Source organism: Bacillus sp. RO2 (assembly GCF_012911845.1).
In the GTDB taxonomy this organism is placed as follows: domain Bacteria; phylum Bacillota; class Bacilli; order Bacillales; family Bacillaceae_I; genus Sutcliffiella_A.
Window position 1 is genome coordinate 26,071 of record NZ_JAAXCU010000044.1, and the last position, 16,099, is coordinate 42,169.

The 16,099-nt window shown below is 40.7% G+C and carries 23 protein-coding genes; 7 read left to right on the plus strand and 16 right to left on the minus strand.

What is annotated here, in order from left to right:
* Positions 1–205: 205 nt before the first annotated feature.
* From HF078_RS12820 to HF078_RS12830, 3 genes are read left to right on the plus strand one after another with little or no spacing between them, the layout of a single operon-like run.
* A complete protein-coding gene (locus tag HF078_RS12820; protein WP_169291516.1) occupies positions 206–640 on the plus strand; it encodes a MarR family winged helix-turn-helix transcriptional regulator in 435 nt (144 codons plus the stop codon).
* 54 nt (positions 641–694) lie between these two features.
* Complete coding sequence (locus HF078_RS12825; RefSeq protein ID WP_169291517.1) at positions 695–1,342, plus strand: SDR family NAD(P)-dependent oxidoreductase; 648 nt, start codon at positions 695–697, stop codon at positions 1,340–1,342.
* Between the two features lie 50 nt (positions 1,343–1,392).
* The gene (locus HF078_RS12830) at positions 1,393–1,914 is read left to right on the plus strand and encodes an NAD(P)H-dependent oxidoreductase (RefSeq protein WP_169291518.1); all 522 of its coding nucleotides are present in this window, start codon (positions 1,393–1,395) and stop codon (positions 1,912–1,914) included.
* A 78-nt stretch (positions 1,915–1,992) separates the two neighbouring features.
* Here HF078_RS12830 and HF078_RS12835 read toward each other — a convergent pair whose 3' ends face one another.
* Complete coding sequence (locus HF078_RS12835) at positions 1,993–2,532, minus strand: flavodoxin family protein (RefSeq protein WP_169291519.1); 540 nt, start codon at positions 2,530–2,532, stop codon at positions 1,993–1,995.
* 123 nt (positions 2,533–2,655) lie between these two features.
* Here HF078_RS12835 and HF078_RS12840 point away from each other — a divergent pair, with 123 nt between their 5' ends.
* The gene (locus HF078_RS12840) at positions 2,656–3,540 is read left to right on the plus strand and encodes a LysR family transcriptional regulator (RefSeq protein ID WP_169291520.1); all 885 of its coding nucleotides are present in this window, start codon (positions 2,656–2,658) and stop codon (positions 3,538–3,540) included.
* A 31-nt stretch (positions 3,541–3,571) separates the two neighbouring features.
* Here the strand turns inward: HF078_RS12840 and HF078_RS12845 are convergent, their stop codons facing one another.
* The 5 genes from HF078_RS12845 to HF078_RS12865 form a co-directional block, all read right to left on the minus strand.
* The gene (locus HF078_RS12845) at positions 3,572–3,721 is read right to left on the minus strand and encodes a hypothetical protein (protein WP_169291521.1); all 150 of its coding nucleotides are present in this window, start codon (positions 3,719–3,721) and stop codon (positions 3,572–3,574) included.
* A 72-nt stretch (positions 3,722–3,793) separates the two neighbouring features.
* Positions 3,794–3,973 (minus strand): hypothetical protein, encoded by a 180-nt coding sequence (locus HF078_RS12850; RefSeq protein ID WP_169291522.1) that lies wholly within the window; start codon positions 3,971–3,973, stop codon positions 3,794–3,796.
* Positions 3,974–4,010: 37 nt separating this feature from the next.
* A complete protein-coding gene (locus tag HF078_RS12855; RefSeq protein WP_169291523.1) occupies positions 4,011–4,340 on the minus strand; it encodes a hypothetical protein in 330 nt (109 codons plus the stop codon).
* 20 nt (positions 4,341–4,360) lie between these two features.
* Positions 4,361–5,167, minus strand: coding sequence for a GNAT family N-acetyltransferase (locus HF078_RS12860; RefSeq protein WP_169291524.1), 807 nt, complete (start codon positions 5,165–5,167; stop codon positions 4,361–4,363).
* A complete protein-coding gene (locus HF078_RS12865) occupies positions 5,155–5,649 on the minus strand; it encodes a DinB family protein (protein ID WP_169291525.1) in 495 nt (164 codons plus the stop codon). Before HF078_RS12865 ends, HF078_RS12860 begins: the two co-directional genes overlap by 13 nt.
* Positions 5,650–6,015: 366 nt before the next feature.
* Between HF078_RS12865 and ptsG the strand changes: the two genes are divergently transcribed.
* A complete protein-coding gene (gene ptsG, locus HF078_RS12870) occupies positions 6,016–8,073 on the plus strand; it encodes a glucose-specific PTS transporter subunit IIBC (RefSeq protein WP_169291526.1) in 2,058 nt (685 codons plus the stop codon).
* Positions 8,074–8,125: 52 nt separating this feature from the next.
* On the opposite strand, the gene HF078_RS12875 is transcribed toward ptsG, so the two are convergent.
* Entirely contained in the window at positions 8,126–8,950 is an 825-nt protein-coding gene (locus HF078_RS12875; RefSeq protein WP_169291527.1) for a manganese catalase, read from the minus strand.
* A gap of 115 nt (positions 8,951–9,065) precedes the next feature.
* On the opposite strand from HF078_RS12875, the gene HF078_RS12880 reads away from it, so the two are divergent.
* On the plus strand, positions 9,066–9,416 hold the full coding sequence (locus HF078_RS12880) for a DUF2200 domain-containing protein (RefSeq protein WP_169291528.1): 351 nt from the start codon (positions 9,066–9,068) through the stop codon (positions 9,414–9,416).
* Positions 9,417–9,508: 92 nt separating this feature from the next.
* On the plus strand, positions 9,509–9,784 hold the full coding sequence (locus tag HF078_RS12885; protein ID WP_169291529.1) for a hypothetical protein: 276 nt from the start codon (positions 9,509–9,511) through the stop codon (positions 9,782–9,784).
* A gap of 380 nt (positions 9,785–10,164) precedes the next feature.
* On the opposite strand, the gene HF078_RS12890 is transcribed toward HF078_RS12885, so the two are convergent.
* The 9 genes from HF078_RS12890 to HF078_RS12930 form a co-directional block, all read right to left on the minus strand.
* The gene (locus HF078_RS12890) at positions 10,165–10,470 is read right to left on the minus strand and encodes a DUF4190 domain-containing protein (protein ID WP_148988934.1); all 306 of its coding nucleotides are present in this window, start codon (positions 10,468–10,470) and stop codon (positions 10,165–10,167) included.
* 75 nt (positions 10,471–10,545) lie between these two features.
* Complete coding sequence (locus tag HF078_RS12895) at positions 10,546–10,758, minus strand: hypothetical protein (RefSeq protein WP_169291530.1); 213 nt, start codon at positions 10,756–10,758, stop codon at positions 10,546–10,548.
* Between the two features lie 25 nt (positions 10,759–10,783).
* Positions 10,784–11,062 carry a hypothetical protein gene (locus HF078_RS12900; RefSeq protein ID WP_169291531.1) on the minus strand — a complete coding sequence of 93 codons (279 nt, stop codon included), beginning with the start codon at positions 11,060–11,062 and terminating at the stop codon, positions 10,784–10,786.
* A 555-nt stretch (positions 11,063–11,617) separates the two neighbouring features.
* Entirely contained in the window at positions 11,618–12,253 is a 636-nt protein-coding gene (locus HF078_RS12905; RefSeq protein ID WP_205831618.1) for a hypothetical protein, read from the minus strand.
* A 519-nt stretch (positions 12,254–12,772) separates the two neighbouring features.
* Entirely contained in the window at positions 12,773–13,063 is a 291-nt protein-coding gene (locus HF078_RS12910; RefSeq protein ID WP_481748017.1) for a hypothetical protein, read from the minus strand.
* Positions 13,064–13,066: 3 nt separating this feature from the next.
* Positions 13,067–13,963, minus strand: coding sequence for an ABC transporter permease (locus HF078_RS12915; RefSeq protein WP_169291533.1), 897 nt, complete (start codon positions 13,961–13,963; stop codon positions 13,067–13,069).
* A 3-nt stretch (positions 13,964–13,966) separates the two neighbouring features.
* Positions 13,967–14,905 carry an ABC transporter permease subunit gene (locus tag HF078_RS12920; protein ID WP_169291534.1) on the minus strand — a complete coding sequence of 313 codons (939 nt, stop codon included), beginning with the start codon at positions 14,903–14,905 and terminating at the stop codon, positions 13,967–13,969.
* A gap of 22 nt (positions 14,906–14,927) precedes the next feature.
* Positions 14,928–15,290, minus strand: coding sequence for a hypothetical protein (locus HF078_RS12925; protein ID WP_156317593.1), 363 nt, complete (start codon positions 15,288–15,290; stop codon positions 14,928–14,930).
* Between the two features lie 38 nt (positions 15,291–15,328).
* Complete coding sequence (locus HF078_RS12930) at positions 15,329–15,562, minus strand: hypothetical protein (RefSeq protein ID WP_060664100.1); 234 nt, start codon at positions 15,560–15,562, stop codon at positions 15,329–15,331.
* Positions 15,563–16,099: the final 537 nt, after the last annotated feature.

Genomic DNA, 16,099 nt, shown 5'->3' on the forward strand with positions numbered 1-16,099 from the left:
GGCAGAGGTCTTTAGCAATTCTATAACTCCTTTTATTGAATGGTTTCAGCGGTTTCACCCACCAATCTTCTCTGTCCTCTTCCCCAAATACTCCCCTAATTTCACTAGCCCTACGGCAAAATCCTTTTTTAAAACGAAACAGTTGCTTTTCTACTTTATAATGTGTTAATTTGTATATGCAAATGAAATTAAAGGACTGAAAAAAATGCGAGAAGAAGAAGAGCTGCTCATTCATTGTTTGTATTTTACGGCCAATAGATTTGCACGTAATATGACAAAATTGACGGAGAAAACATTCGATTTTGATGAACTTTCCCCTTCTTATCTATATATGATGATGCTTGTGAAATACAATCCCGGCATCTCACAGAAAGAGCTTTGTCATAAATTATCAATCGCTCCATCCACGAGTACTCGTTTTATTGACAAATTAGAGAAATTAAAACTTGCAACCAGAAGAATGGAAGGAAAGCAAAGCTTTATAACGTTGACAGAAAAAGGCGAAGACATTTACACTGAATTCAGACTTTCCCTTAAAGAGCTTTTTAAGAATTACTCGGAGATATTAGGGCGTGAGTTCAGCTTGGATCTAAGTAAAACCTTGCATGAAGCGAGCAATAAAATAGAAAAAAAAATATAAATTTTTTTAGATTTTCATTTGCATATACAAATAACGTTTTTGAGGAGGATATACATGAATAATAAAGTGATGTTGATTGTTGGAGCAGGCCCTGGGATAAGCTTAAGCACAGCAAAAAAGTTTGGCCGCGAAGGGTATAAAATTGCGATGATTGCACGCCGTGAAGAGGCATTAAATCAATACACAGAAGAATTGAAATCAATGAACATAGAGGCAAAAGGATTTAAAGGTGATGTTTCTGAAGAAGATTCGCTTCAAACAGCCATCCATCAAGTGATTAAAACATTTGGAAAGATTGATGTGCTCCTCTACAATGCTGCAGCGGGTACTCCAGGAAAACCAACAACTCTTAAAACAGCAGATTTAATAAACGATTTCAAAATTAGTGTGGCAGGAGCCCTAGTATCTGTCAAAGAGTCCCTTCCACACATGAAAAATGGATCTATCCTGTTCACTGGCGGAGGATTGGCTTTGACTCCTTATACAGACTACGCTTCTCTCGCTGTAGGGAAAGCAGCTATAAGAAATTTGGCATACAGTTTGAACCAAGAACTAAGTCAAAAGGACACTTACTTGGGATTACTTACTGTTAACGGATTTGTTCAGGAAGGCACATCCCTTTCACCAGATCATGTGGCTGAAGAATTTTATAGAATGAACACTAACCGGACAGAACTTGAAGTTATGTTAGAAAATCAATAATTTTTTTCGCATTATCATTTGCATATACAAATAACAGGAGGTGAAAATAAATGAAAACACTTGTCCTTTTGGCACACCCAAATATTGAAACCTCAAGAATTAATAAAGCTTGGACCAAGAGATTAATGAGCGAAGAGAACATGACGGTCCATAACCTTTATGCTGCATATCCAGATGGAAAAATTGATGTGAAACATGAACAACAACTACTACTCAACCACGATCGCATCGTTTTTCAATTCCCGTTGTATTGGTACAGCAGCCCCTCACTTTTAAAAGAGTGGCAAGATGTTGTGTTGGAATATGGTTGGGCATACGGCACTAACGGAACTAAACTTCACGGCAAAGAACTTCTCCTGGTCATTTCAACGGGCGGTCCAGCTTCTGCCTACCAAGCAGGAGGGTATAATCTCTTTAGCATGAGTGAATTGACAAAGCCGTTTCAAGCGACAGCAAACTTGACAGGGATGAAATTCCTTCCTTCCTTTACACTTCAAGGAGCCCACAGATTGACGGAGGAAGAGATTGAGGAAAATGCAGAGGAACTGGCTGGTTATATTGGTACATTGTAAAATAGAACCCTAAACGGTTAATAAAAATTAAGGGGCGGTTCTGCTTTTCTAATGAGCAAAAACCGTCCCTACTTTCTGTTAGAATAGCTCCTTACGAAGTTGTTCCGCTTGAAACAACGCAACCTTATCCTCATGAATATCCCCGGGCTGATTACCTTTCCCAATGATGTACCCCTTGAATTCCATTCCCATGAATTCAAAAATATATTTGAATTGCTCAATCATTGGCAGTCCTTTTATAGAAGGAGAATCTCCTCCGACCGCAATAATGTATGCATTTTTGGTAGACAATTGAGCTTTAAAATCTGGAAAATTAGCGTCTCGCATCGTATGCGACCAGCGATCAACAAAATTCTTCATCATGCCTGACATGCTGTACCAATAGATTGGTGTTGCAAAAATTAACGTATCATGCTGAAGAATTCGCTTAAGCAAAGCGTTATAATCATCTTTTCGATCCTGAAACCCCTTCTCATCGTGCCGCATATCAACAATCGGGTGGATAATATGTTCTCTTAGAAAAATCTCTTCCACCTCTATACCTTGTGTGGCGTATTTTGTTAAGGTTTCTGTGTTTCCATTGGGACGAGTCCCCCCATATATAATTGCAATAGACATGTTACCTCTTCCTTTCTACTATGTTGTCATGATGTTGGCTTTATTTTATAATGAACGTTAAAATCAATAAAGCTGATAATCTTGATAACATTAATCAATAATATCGATTAGTGGGGTGAAACTATGGACATTAAACAATTAATTACCTTCCACCATGCTGCATCCACCTTGAATTTTACGCAAACTGCCAAAGTGTTGAACTTTGCACAATCAAGTGTGACTGCTCAAATTAAAGGGTTAGAAAAAGAAGTCGGCAAGCCTTTATTTGAGCGATTAGGGAAAAAACTGATCCTAACGGAAGCAGGGATACAGTTCAAAAACTATGCAGAAAAAATGATTCGTTTAAGCGAGGAAGCTATTGTTGCGACCCAAGGGGAAGATGTGTTGACCGGTAGTCTTACGATTGGAGCTCAAGAAAGCCAGTGCACCTACCGTCTCCCATCTATCTTAAAAGAATATAAAGCTTCTTTTCCAAAAGTGAAGCTCATTTTTAGACCAGCACATTCAGATGAAATGGCTAGGAAAAAGCTAATGGAAGGCGAACTCGACGTGGCATTCATTATGGATAAAAGTAGTCAGAAAGGCTCTTTAAGAATGGAGAAGCTTGCGGAAGAGGAACTTAAGCTCGTTATTGCACCAGATTATCCTAAAAAATTACTTACCGTTTCTGATCTAGTTCACGAGACTCTATTACTTACGGAAACTGGTTGTTCTTACCGTGACATGTTCAAGGACTACCTATCATCAGAAGGGATTTTCCCGACAGAACAAATTGAATTCGGTAGCATTGAGGCTATCAAGCAATGTGTCATAGCAGGACTAGGTGTAGCACTGCTCCCAAAAATGGTCGTCCAAAAAGAATTAAATGAAGGGAAAATGCGTGAGCTCCCATTCACAGCATCCACCCCTCCCCTGTTCACACACCTTGCCTGGCACAAAGACAAACAAATGACAAAGCCACTGGCAGGATTTATAGAGCTAACTAGAATGAAAATGAAAAGTGGGTAATGGGGACAGGCACCATTACTCTTTTTCATATCTATTTAATTACTTTATTAACCTCTCTTGTAACATTCCATTGATTGTCTATTAGTGTCCAACCTTCTATTGTAAAAATACGAGTAACTTCATCGTTTCCTTGAATAACAACCATTTCGTAGAATACACTCGCACGAACGTGGTCTTGCATTCTTACCACCCGATTATCAAACCTTTTCTCTGTTCCAATTAAAGCTTTTACAGATTCCTTCAAACCTGCAATTTATTGATCATAATCAAATTCCATCGGCTTTGCATCATCTGTGGTAAATACCACAACGTGATAAGAATCCTTATCGTAAAAGGCTTCCAATTTTTCCGTTTTACCATTTGCCATGGCTTCATCCCAACAACGGATAAACTCATTATGTAGGTCCATAAAAGCTTGTTCCGAATACTTCATAAGTGACCCTCTGCGTATTTGTAGGCATCCTAACTATTCAAATAATTAATTTTAAGAATTTCTCCAATACTCCCACTGATTTTTCATAAAGTCGAGGATTGATATACTTAATTACTCCTATCCAAGCTAAGAAAACCCCTAAAAACCCCGCTACAAAAAGGCCCCCCAAAGCAAAATTTTTATGAATCCCGTAACCTATTGGCACAAAGAATACAATTGTCGATGTTAGAACTATGAATGTAAAAATCAATAAAGTTCTGTTTTCAATTTTGTGTCTATCTTTATTCAACTTACGAACACCAATTCCCATTATTTTAAAATAACAAACTGTAACAATTACGGGGATTAACCACCTAAATGCATCCATTTGTTTACCCCTTTTTATCGTTAAACTTTCTCCCAAACCGCATTCGTATATGCAATCCTCAACCCAGCTCGCTCCATGTTCTTTTGGCTTACACTGCCAAATGCCGCTTGCCCAACCAAATATCGGCAACCTGCATTAGCAGCCTGTTTCATGCGCTTTTCAATGAGTGCTGTTTGAACGCCTTTATTTCTAAATTCAGGTACAGTTGCCGACGCAGCCAATGTGGCCACATCATTTTTTATAAACAAGACTGCGATTCCGACTGGCTCAACGCCTAAACGAGCCAAATAAAAAGTCCAATTGTCGCTCTCTGCAAGTACCTTGTTATTAGCGGTCACATAGTCCTTGAATGCAACGGGCATCCCGAAACCTTTCGTATAGAACTCACCAAAGATATCAAAGTTCTCTAGACTGATTTCTTCAATTTGAATTGCGGTGTCCCCACCAGCCGGTTCTTCAGTAGACAATGGGCGGTAAAGTACCGTGTGGAAGCCACTTTGAAAAAAGCCCAATGAACTAAGCTTTCGGAAAAGGTCAGTTGAGGCATTGCCTGGTGTCACTTCAAACCTATGAGGAATGCCTCTACTAGAATAAAATTCTACTATGTCATCCAAATCTTCTACATTCTCTCCGCTAATTCCCTTCACCGTATTGAATGATGGACCTGGAATATTTTTAACAGAGAACGCCACGGCATTCCCAAATCGCTGCAGCTCCACGCCCATTGCATTATCGTTCAGGCTCCGAACTCTTAATAATCTATCTTCTAGCGCATCAATCTCAGACTGTTCCACGATTTTCAATTGATTTTTCGTTAAGATTGACATGTTTTTACCTCGGGCGCGATGAGATCCGTATCCGGTGGGTTATAGCCTAGCTGTCGGCCAATTTTTACAATCTGTCCTTTATGGTGGAATTCATGGGTGGTGGTGTGCGTAAAAAGCCAGAGTGTGCTGAAGTCAGATGTTTCACCGTTTTTAAACGTGTATGGGATGGTATGCTCCCAGTTACCTTGATACTTTAGCAAAAACTTCTCAACTATCTCGTCCGTTTTTTGGAAAAGCTCTCTCATATCTTGAACGGTTTTAATGTCTTTCGGTTCTGTTTTTTCTATTGCTTCTCCAAGACCATGTGTCCCGAGCCAAAAATGATAGCAAGTGGCAATATGTACGTGAAGATTTCGGATCGAATCCCCGCCAAAGCTCTCCATTTCTTTTACATAGTCGGCATGTGCCATGCCTTCACAATAGTGAAATAACGTTTCCCTTGTTCGTCTAATCCAATCGTACTGAGTTTGAAATAACTCCATTTTCCCATCTCCCTACTTTTAAATGAAGGAATATTCCGTCTTTATTTTTATAGTACCACACAGGTAGATAGATGGTAATAATTTCTACAGTAGTATTAGAAGGTACTTAGTCAACTATATGAAGATAAGTTCAGGTGAGAGATATTTGACCGTAGGAAGCGGGTTATCGTGCAGTTCGTGCCAAAACATAGGAAGTTGATGCCAAAATGCTTCGAGTTCGTGCCAAAACAAGTTCGTGGTCTTTAGGCTCAGTCACACCGGCACAAATGGTCGCAAAAGCCTGTCCCCTCAACCCACTGTTTAAAACTCCCTATTTAGGGGAAATTAAAAACACTTTGAAATCTACATATATTGGAGGTATTATCCTTGAAAAAGTTATTTGGTGTGTTACAGAAGGTCGGGAAAGCGTTGATGCTTCCGGTTGCACTCCTACCTGCGGCTGGGATTTTGCTTGCGCTTGGAGCTGCATTGAAAGAGGAAAATTTATTGGAGTTGATGCCTTTCCTAGGAGCGGATTGGATCCAGTTAGTGGCGAGTGTCATGGATGCTGCTGGAGGAATTGTATTTAGCAACCTCCCTGTGCTCTTTGCCGTTGGGGTTGCAGTTGGACTTGCTGGTGGTGAGGGGGTTGCCGCACTTGCAGCAATTATTGGTTACCTCATCATGAATGCCACGATGGGTGTAGTGCTTGGCGTAGATGATGGGATGCTTGATGACCCGGCATATGCGAATGTTCTTGGGATTAACACGCTTCAGAGTGGAGTGTTCGGCGGAGTAATCGTCGGGATCCTCGGAGCCTTCATGTACAATAAGTATTACAATATCGAGCTACCATCTTACCTCGGTTTCTTCGCCGGAAAGCGGTTCGTCCCAATTGTAACGGCTGCCTCTGCCGTTGTGTTAGGTATTGTCATGTCCTTTGTTTGGCCGCCGATTCAAGGTGGATTGAACACACTGTCGGAAAGTATGATCAACACAAACTTAACGTTGTCCGCCTTTATTTTTGGTGTCATTGAACGTGCCCTCATTCCGTTCGGTCTGCATCATATTTTCTATTCTCCGTTTTGGTTTGAGTTTGGATCCTATACCAACCAGGCTGGAGATATTGTCCGCGGGGACCAGGCGATGTTCTTTGCCCAGCTGCGAGACGGTGTCGAGCCTACTGCCGGAACGTTTATGACAGGTAAATTTCCATTCATGATGTTCGGTCTTCCTGCCTCTGCGCTCGCCATTTACCATACCGCCCGTCCTGAAAAGAAGAAAGTAGTCGGTGGGATTATGGCGTCTGCTGCCCTTACCTCTTTTTTGACGGGTATTACAGAGCCAATTGAGTTCTCGTTCCTGTTTGTTGCACCTGTGTTATTCGCGATTCACACCGTGTTCGCGGGTCTTTCGTTCATGGTAATGCATATTTTAGATGTGAAAATTGGGATGACGTTCTCAGGTGGGGTCATCGACTACTTGCTTTTCGGAATTGTGCCAAACAGAACTGCTTGGTGGCTAGTTATTCCAGTAGGTCTTGTATTTTCAGTCATTTACTATTTCGGTTTCCGCTTTGCTATAACAAAATTCAATCTTGCAACTCCTGGTCGTGAGGAAGTGGACGAGGAGGAAGATGGAGCCTCTCCGACAACTGCCGGCGACCTCCCTCATGATGTATTAGAGGCGATGGGTGGTAAGCAGAACATCTCGCACTTAGATGCTTGTATCACAAGGCTTCGAGTGTCGGTGAACGAAATTTCCATGGTCGATAAAGCTCGTTTAAAAAAGCTTGGTGCCTCTGGCGTTTTAGAAGTAGGCAACAATATCCAAGCTATTTTCGGACCTAAATCGGATACGTTAAAATCGCAAATCAAGGATATTATGGACGGGAAGACACCTCGTCCTGCTAAAACAGACACAAATAAGGAAGTCGAGCAACAAATTGAAGAAATCAATCCAGATGCAATGCAAACCAAGTCAACGGAAGGCGGATTTATCGCTCCTATCAAAGGGGAAATCAAACCACTTGACGATGTTCCAGATCAAGTCTTCTCTGGAAAAATGATGGGTGACGGCTTTGCAATTGAACCTGCAGAAGGACTTGTTGTCTCTCCTGTTGACGGAAAAATTGTTAACCTATTCCCGACCAAGCATGCGATTGGAATTGAATCAAACGAAGGACACGAAATTTTGATTCATGTAGGAATTGATACCGTGAACCTAAAAGGGGAAGGGTTTGAAGCACTCGTTGCACAAGGTGATACTGTTACGAAAGGGCAGGAACTTCTTAAGTTTGATATGGATTTCATCCGGAAGAATGCTCCTTCCTTGATGACACCAATTGTGTTCACCAACCTGAAAGATGATGAAAAAGTGAAGCTGAACAAGCAAGGTGAAGTTAGGTTGAAGGAAGAAGGAATAGTCGAGATATCTAAAGGATAAAAAAAGAAAAGGACGTTTCGATCACGCTCAAGTTAATCGAAACGTTCCTTCTTTATTTTACAGATGGCGGAGTATTGTGCAAGGCTGGAGGAGCAGGGTTTAGCATTGGTTTTCCTCCCCAAGGCCCTGACATGCTTAAGTATTCGAAATTAGCTAAACTGTCTGGCGCAGGGCCACTCGCCCAATTGCCTTTGCTACTCTCTTCTCCCTCTGATAATGCAATAAACGTATGAGCGACTTCCGATTTTTCCTTTGAAGTAGGGAATGTGCTTGGGACGATTACTCCTTCTTGCGCTTCTAGTTCATAAATTGCTGCCAGCCATTGATTTTGATGCATTCTATCCCTGGCAATCAGGAATGACAGCATATCTCTTACTCCCGGGTCCGTCGTTTGCTCATATAATCTGACTGCCTGCAAACGCCCTTGTGTTTCGGCATTTAAATTTGCCCTGAAATCGGCAAGCAGATTGCCACTGGCTATCACGTACCCTGCGTTCCATGGGACACCAACGCTGTTGACTGGCATTGCTGAAAGACCGGAAACAATGGCGTATTGAGGGTTCATCCCTCCCATAATTGCTGCCATTACAGGGTTCTGTGCCGCTTCTTCTTGAGCTTTGACTGGTGCATTATCAAGCAGTCTTGCAATCATGGTTGCAAGCATCTCAACATGGGCGAGCTCCTCCGTCCCCGTATCCATCAATAAATCCCGGTACTTCCCATGTCTCCTTGTTCCCCAGCCTTGAAACAAATATTGAACAGCAACCGAAATCTCTCCGAACTGCCCACCCAATATTTCTTGCAACCTTGTTGCAAATATGGGATCAGGCTTATCAGGCTTGGCTTCATACTGTAATTCCTTCATATGAAAAAACAAAACATCTCCCCCCTCCTTTATGCATCACATGTAATATATACTGACAACGGTTTGTACATCATTCTAAATTTTCCATGGTACAATAAAGGAAAGAATTTCTATGGGAGGGTTTATCATGAAAAAACATCGCATCTATACGACCAGTTTCGCAAGTGTATACCCCCATTACGTTACGAAGGCAGAGAAAAAAGGACGTATGAAAGCAGAAGTGGATGAGATCATTCGTTGGTTAACAGGCTACAGCCAAGAGGAATTAGAAGTACTAATCGAAAATAAAACAGACTTCGAAACCTTCTTTGCCGAAGCTCCCCAAATGAACACAGCCCGTAGCCTTATTAAAGGAGTCGTTTGCGGTGTTCGAGTAGAGGAAATTGAAGAAACAACCATGAGAGAGATACGCTATTTGGATAAGCTCATTGATGAGTTAGCTAAAGGAAAATCGATGGCGAAAATCTTGCGTGCTTAGGGGACAGGCACCGAGTCCCACCATTTCCTGTAAAAAAAACTGGTGTTTTTGTTTTGGCAGCAGCATAAATTTATTGAATGAGGGGGGAGTTTATGCAAAAACGTGCCATTATATTTAGTTCACTTTTCTTCCTTTTGTCAGCCATTCCTTTGGTTGCCTTTCTGACTTCTTGGGGTTCAACAATGGTTGAGCTGTTCAACAGAGTAACGCTCTTCATTCCCATTGCCTTTGGTGTTGTAGGATTACTTGTCACTCTATTTAGAGTAAAAGGGTGGCCAAAGGGTTGGCTGATTGCGGCAAATTCACTTAGTGTTTGCGGGTGGGCATTATTACTCTTTATAGCGATTTACGGGTTTCAAGCACCATAGAATTCGACAAATAGATGTGCTATTTCTTTAATTAGGAAAATGAAAATTTCCTACAATACTTTTTTCAAAAGTTAATTTCGATTTTTCCGCTGAACCTCTTGCTACTCAGGGGGTTCAGATTTTATTTAACAAACGTTTGTTTAAAAAGATCTATTTCAAAATAAGGGTTTCCCGGGAAATTTGTCGTTTCGTATTGAATGGTGGCAGGTTTGTGAATTATATCACTACACCTTTTTCAAAAGTTAATTTCATAAAAATTGTTTTCTCCTTATAGCCCCATAGGATAGATATTTTCTTAATCAAACGTTGGTTTAAAAATTACTATATTAAAAAGTATAAAAGGACAGCCCCCTTACCAAACGAGGGCTGTCCTTTTAACCTTAAATGACTTCCATGATGAAGTCTGTCGATTCGAAAAATAACAAACTAATAAGAATAATGATAAGCGGCAATATTATTCCAATTAGGCTGCATACTATGCCCGCCTTGGCATATCCTCGTCCTGATTGATCTGTTTTGGAAATCTCATTAAGACTTATCACACCAAGGACAAACCCCGGAACTGCAAAAAGCATGCTCAAAAAGCTTATGACACAACTTATAATAGAAATAATTCCTAAGATTAGTGATAACACTGCATTACTATTGATTTTTTCCGTTTCGGAATGCGGAACAGATTCATTCATTTTTTACACCTACCATTCTAATCCAGTGAATGTTAGAAGATACATTATTAGACTCTCACTGCATTATAGCTCTCCTCAGCTACAACACGCCACTACTTTTCTATTATCCTTTTCCCTAATCCAGATATCTCCATGCCTAATTTCATAGTTTATTTTTGCTTGATCCAAATGTTGAATCTGGTTGTCTGTTTTTTCTGTCCAATATACATAAGAGCTACTGCTATTTGCTGAGCTGCAGGCAGATAAAGTGAGAAGTGCAAGCAAAATAATTGCGAGAAATTTGTTCATTTTGATGCCTCCGTAGGTTCCCCTTCTAGCTTAAATAAGTGACTGCAATCGTTAAAAACAATACACCAAGCAAATATTCAGGGATATATACCTTTTTCTTTTCACGGTGGTAGTGTGATTCCGCCCCATTTATTATGTTGGTGATTCCCACAAGGATGAATGCCAAACCAGTATAAAAGAGGTCAAAGTTATTTTTTAACCCCATTAACAGAAAAGCGAACACACCTACTAAAAGAATGATTCTAATTACAGTTATCTGCTTTGAACTTTTCTTTCGTTCTCTATCTTGAAAAAATATTCCCAATTGGAACAACTCCTACTTGGATTTCCATATTAAATAAAACAGTACAGGTGTACGACATTAAGCCTAGTTTTATTAATGAGTGTACCTTTCTACTAGTTAAACGAAGTGACTTAGTAAAAAGTTCCATGCTTGTCCGATTTTTGAGAGATTCGTTGCTGTGGGGGATGCAGGGGGTGTTCTCTGTTACCGTTTTTCTTTTCAGTAGCTGATTTCGGGTTGAGTGAACCTGTCTCTACTACCGCTTCTCTTCTCGCTAGCTGTTTTCGGGCGGAGAGACTCGCTCTCTACTACCGTTTTCCTTCTCGCTAGCTGTTTTCGGGCGGAGAGACTCGCTCTCTACTACCGTTTTCCTTCTCGCTAGTTGTTTTCAGGCGGAGAGACTCGCTCTCTACTACCGTTTTCCTTCTCGCTAGCTGTTTTCGGGCGGAGAGACTCGCTCTCTACTACCGTTTTTCTTTTCACAAGCCTATTTCGGGCAAAGAGAACACCTCTCTACTACCGTTTTCCACTCTTGCATCAAGTTTTTAGAACAGAGATACAATTTTAAACTTACCTCTAATTAACTTTATCTCTACAACATACTGTCTTTACTAGGCTGATTTCCTCTAATATCGCATCCCGGTCATCTGCCCTAAACACCACTGTATCAACCTTTTTCTTTATTCCGTAAGACCCTTGCATCTCAACCGGCTCTTTCAAGATAAGTTCATAATGTGGGGTATCTAGTTTCAATAAAGAGTAGTATGTACTTTTAGGAATTTTCATCCCTAACTCCATTTCTTTTGCCCGCGCAATTTGCTTAATGTTGGCAATATCTAAAGTGATGCTACTTTGAAAGCCTAGCCTAATGATCAATTTTTCTTCCCTAATTATATGCGGTAGGTATTTTGCTGAATTATAAAATCCTACCAAATATAGAATTCCGTAGACATTCAGTACGGTAAAGATCCAGGCAATAACTTCATTCCACTTTTGCAAAAGATAATGAAACAGCACGCCTTCTCCAATTATCAGTATAGCAAACACAATAATGAACGTTTTCATCTCCGAAGTTCGATGGTAAGTAAATGATTTTACGTTCTGGTCGGCTGTTTTAGTTTTCTCGAACCAAACTAATAATGAATAATAAAATACATTGATCTCCGTGATAACAAACTCTATTAAAAATGATTTACCTAACTTTTGCTCCAAGACCATCCTAATATTATTGTTGAAACCTATCCCAGTCTTATTTTTCAAACCAATAACGCTTTTTATCACACTAAAAATAATGTATGTTACGATGCATGCTTCTAGTGCTATCACTAACCAGAACAGGTCGCTTGAATATGCCCTACTCCAAAATAGTAATAGCACTAGAGCAAGTAGCAGAATGATTTTCTTAATCTTTATAACCCCGCTTTAATAGAGAATATTAATAACTACACCCTACCCCCAGAATAGTCAGGAAAAATCCCACCAACAAAAAGATCAATGAAGCCTTCGCAAAGTTCCTCAAGCTCACGTTGTGATCACCAAATGCCAGAACCAATAAAACGATAAAGTTAACAAAAGGGATTGCCAAAAGGAGCAAGACAACAATCCAAGTCCCCAGGGTTACTTCACTCGTATCCCAGCTGTGACGGGGCGAAGTAAGACCGCGGCTTTCAAAGTGTGTTTGTTTGTAGTGGTATTCATTGTAATTCAATGACACCTTTCTCTCTCAAACAATCAATTAAACACTTCCAACCAAACCGGGTAATAGAATTGTCCTTCTGAAATTTGAAAGAAACTTCCATAGATCCCTAAATGGGTAATGCCGTATTCACCCGCTACTACCGGAGTATAAGCAGAAAAGAGAAAAAGGTTCACGCGTTCAACTTCCATTTCCAGCCCCTCCGGCAACTTTTCATAAATTGGCTCCCCAGTCATCTCAAGATACTCTTCCTCACTGGGGTTTGTGAGTACAGCCACCAGCAACAAGGTCACCATCAATAGCAACAAACTGTATTTTTTCAACACACATCACATCCCAAACCGACTAAAGTGCCTTCTCAATCCCTCACCTAAAATATTAAAGGTCAAAATAACATACATAATCGCAATCGCTGCAGCCGCTGGAATCCACACGGCTGTATAAATATCTTTTCGGGCATCCCCTAAAATGGTCGGCCAGTTGAAGCTTGTGTTTACCAACTGAAACATTCCACCAGGCGGAACCTCTACAAATTGCATCGTAATGAAAATAGAGAAAATCCCTAGCTGGCCGATAATCAGCGCTACCCTTCCAATATCAAAGCAAAAATTAACAAGCATGGTAGGGAGAAGTGAAGGCAAGAAATGATTTTTGGCAAGACCGAAATTGGTGACACCAACTGTGCGAGCCGCATCAATATAAGGCTTTGTTTTTACATGCATTAGCTGATCACGAACTGTCACGCCCACACGCCCCACTTCCACCAATGCTATGCTGAAAATAACAATCCAGAACCTATTTTCTGCATAAATTAAAAGTGGTAGATTAAACGCTAAAATGGCAAAGAAAATTACCGGCATGCTGGAGAAAATCTGATCCCACACGTTAAGGACATTTGAGATTACACGTCCCCCTAAGGATGCAATCGCACCAAGCACAACACCTACCACATAACGAATGCTTGTTATTAAAAAAATAAGTAATAATGTATCCTTGGCTCCCATGACAAGAAGACTTACCATGTTCCTGCCTTCATGGTCAGAGCCAAGCGGGTAGTCAGCTGATGGAGGGAAAGGCGCTGATACGATGCCCCCAGCCTCTGGGAAGATTAACCGTTTCCCTTCTAACCCCTCTTTAACATATGAAAAAGAGGAACCGAAAACGGCTACCAGGATTAATAGCACAAGAAAAAATCCTCCGGTCCAAAGCGCTGTGTTTTTTCGCATCTTCTACGCTCCCTTCTGGCTGAGCTTTGTCAGCATAATCATTTTTACAATATGAACGACAAGCACGGTTACTATAAAACAAAGAGCGAAACCAAATACTAATCCCGCTTCAATGTCTGAGGTACCGAACCCAACCGTGTTCTGTCTTCCGCCTAATGCTACAAACATCCGATTCCCTGCTCCAGCATAGCCAGTCAAGTACTCCACCATCAACATGTTTGAAATAACCACCATCATAATGGTCGGCAGGTGCGCAATCAAGTCAAGCGCACTGTTTCTCAAAATATGGCGGTTGATAACCTGACTGACTTTAAACCCCTTAGCAAAAGCTGTTCGAATATAGTCCTGACCATCTTGATTCAAAAGCGACACACACGTCATGCGCGCGACATACATCGTCGGATAAACGGAAACCAGCAAGGCCGGCGCGGCAAAGCTGTACCAATTCTGATTGCTGAAAATCAAGCCCATCGGCAGGTAATAGAAAGCTAGATAAAATGCGATAATGACGACGAAGAAATCAGGGATCGACTGGAAAAGCCAAGTAGTTCCGTTCCCAAACAAATTCTTTTTTGTATATGTATTGCGGTAATCAAAAACCCCCTTTAAAACACCGAAAATAATGCTGACCACAAATCCAATCACAATGATAAGTAGGCTTTTCGGATAATACCGAAGTAGTTCTTTTTCTACGGAAGTTTCAGAGAACATAGTTCCTCCAAGACTCTGGTGGTCCCAAATATACTGAAAGAACTGGATGATGTTTGTTTTATACACTTCAAAAAATAGAGAAAGTTGAAATCCTTGGAATGCACCATCTTCTAGATTCATAGGAATTTCCCCATAGTACCCTCCTCTAGGAAAAAAAATGAGCAGGATAGTGAAAATCAGAGCCAAAATAACAGAAACAGACAATTTAAGAGATTCTTTCTTTAGTTCCATCGGATCCCCCTTTTTTCAACATTCAGTCTTTTTTCTCTGCAATATAGTATTTGTCTTTCCACTCGTATAGGATGAAGTTGTTATTCTTGGTGTGTTTGTAAAGGGCTGTCCCAGGCGGTAAGGAATTACTATCTAGATGCTTTTCAATTAACTCCTCGGCGGTATCCATATCCACAATATTGCGTTGGACTTTACCGATCAGGTCTCCTTTAACGCTATCCTCCGCTTCTTTCTGGGTCAGCTGAAAGGAGGTTTCCTGTACTCGAACAAATTCGTAGGCCCAAGATGCTTCTTCTGTGGATTTAGTGAGGATGGGCTCTTTGGTTGATGCGCAACCAACTAGGCTCAGGGAAAGGAACGTTATTAATATAGGTCTTTTCAACATTATCACCTCAGCAGTGTGTTAGGAAGGTTTCAGATGGGCTATGATTTGTTTCTTTTACTTTTATGTAAACTGGCCAATAAACCTACTAAGGTTGCTACAGGAAGTTTAAGAAGAGAATAGGCTATTAGCCCTTCCACTACATATCCTTTTGCCTTTTGGAAATTCGTTGTTTCAGGGACCCAGTCGATTACATATCCCACACTAAAAATACTAGGTAGTGATAGGACGATGTAAGCAATAATTGTAAAAATGATGAAACTCTTCCAGGGCATCCGACCTCCTCCTATCTGCTAAGATATTCTATCTCCAATTATTTCAAAATAGATTGGAATACTCAAATGTTTTTTGAAAATTTTGTTAAAAATGAGTTGGATTTTGTTTACAATTTGTCACATTTAAATGGTACACTGCTATTCGCTTCACACAAAAAAACGCTCCAAAATTCTGGAGCGCATTACTTCCATGATAGGCATTTTATATTTTACCTTTCTACACATCCAGCGACTGCGTCGGGCGAAAAGGCGCGTTCTATTGGACCTTTTCTCCTTTTTCAACACCGCTTCGGGCATATAGACGCGCTCTATTTGACCTTTCCTCCTTTTTCAACACCACTTCGGGCATATAGACACGCCCTATTTGACCTTTCCTCCTTTTTCAACACCACTTCGGGCATATAGACACGCCCTATATGCCCTTTCCTCCTTTTTCAACACAACTTCGGGCATATAGACACGCTCTATTTGACCTTTTCTCCTTCTTCAACCACGATTCGGGCATAAAGACGCGCACTATTTGACTTCTTCTCATTT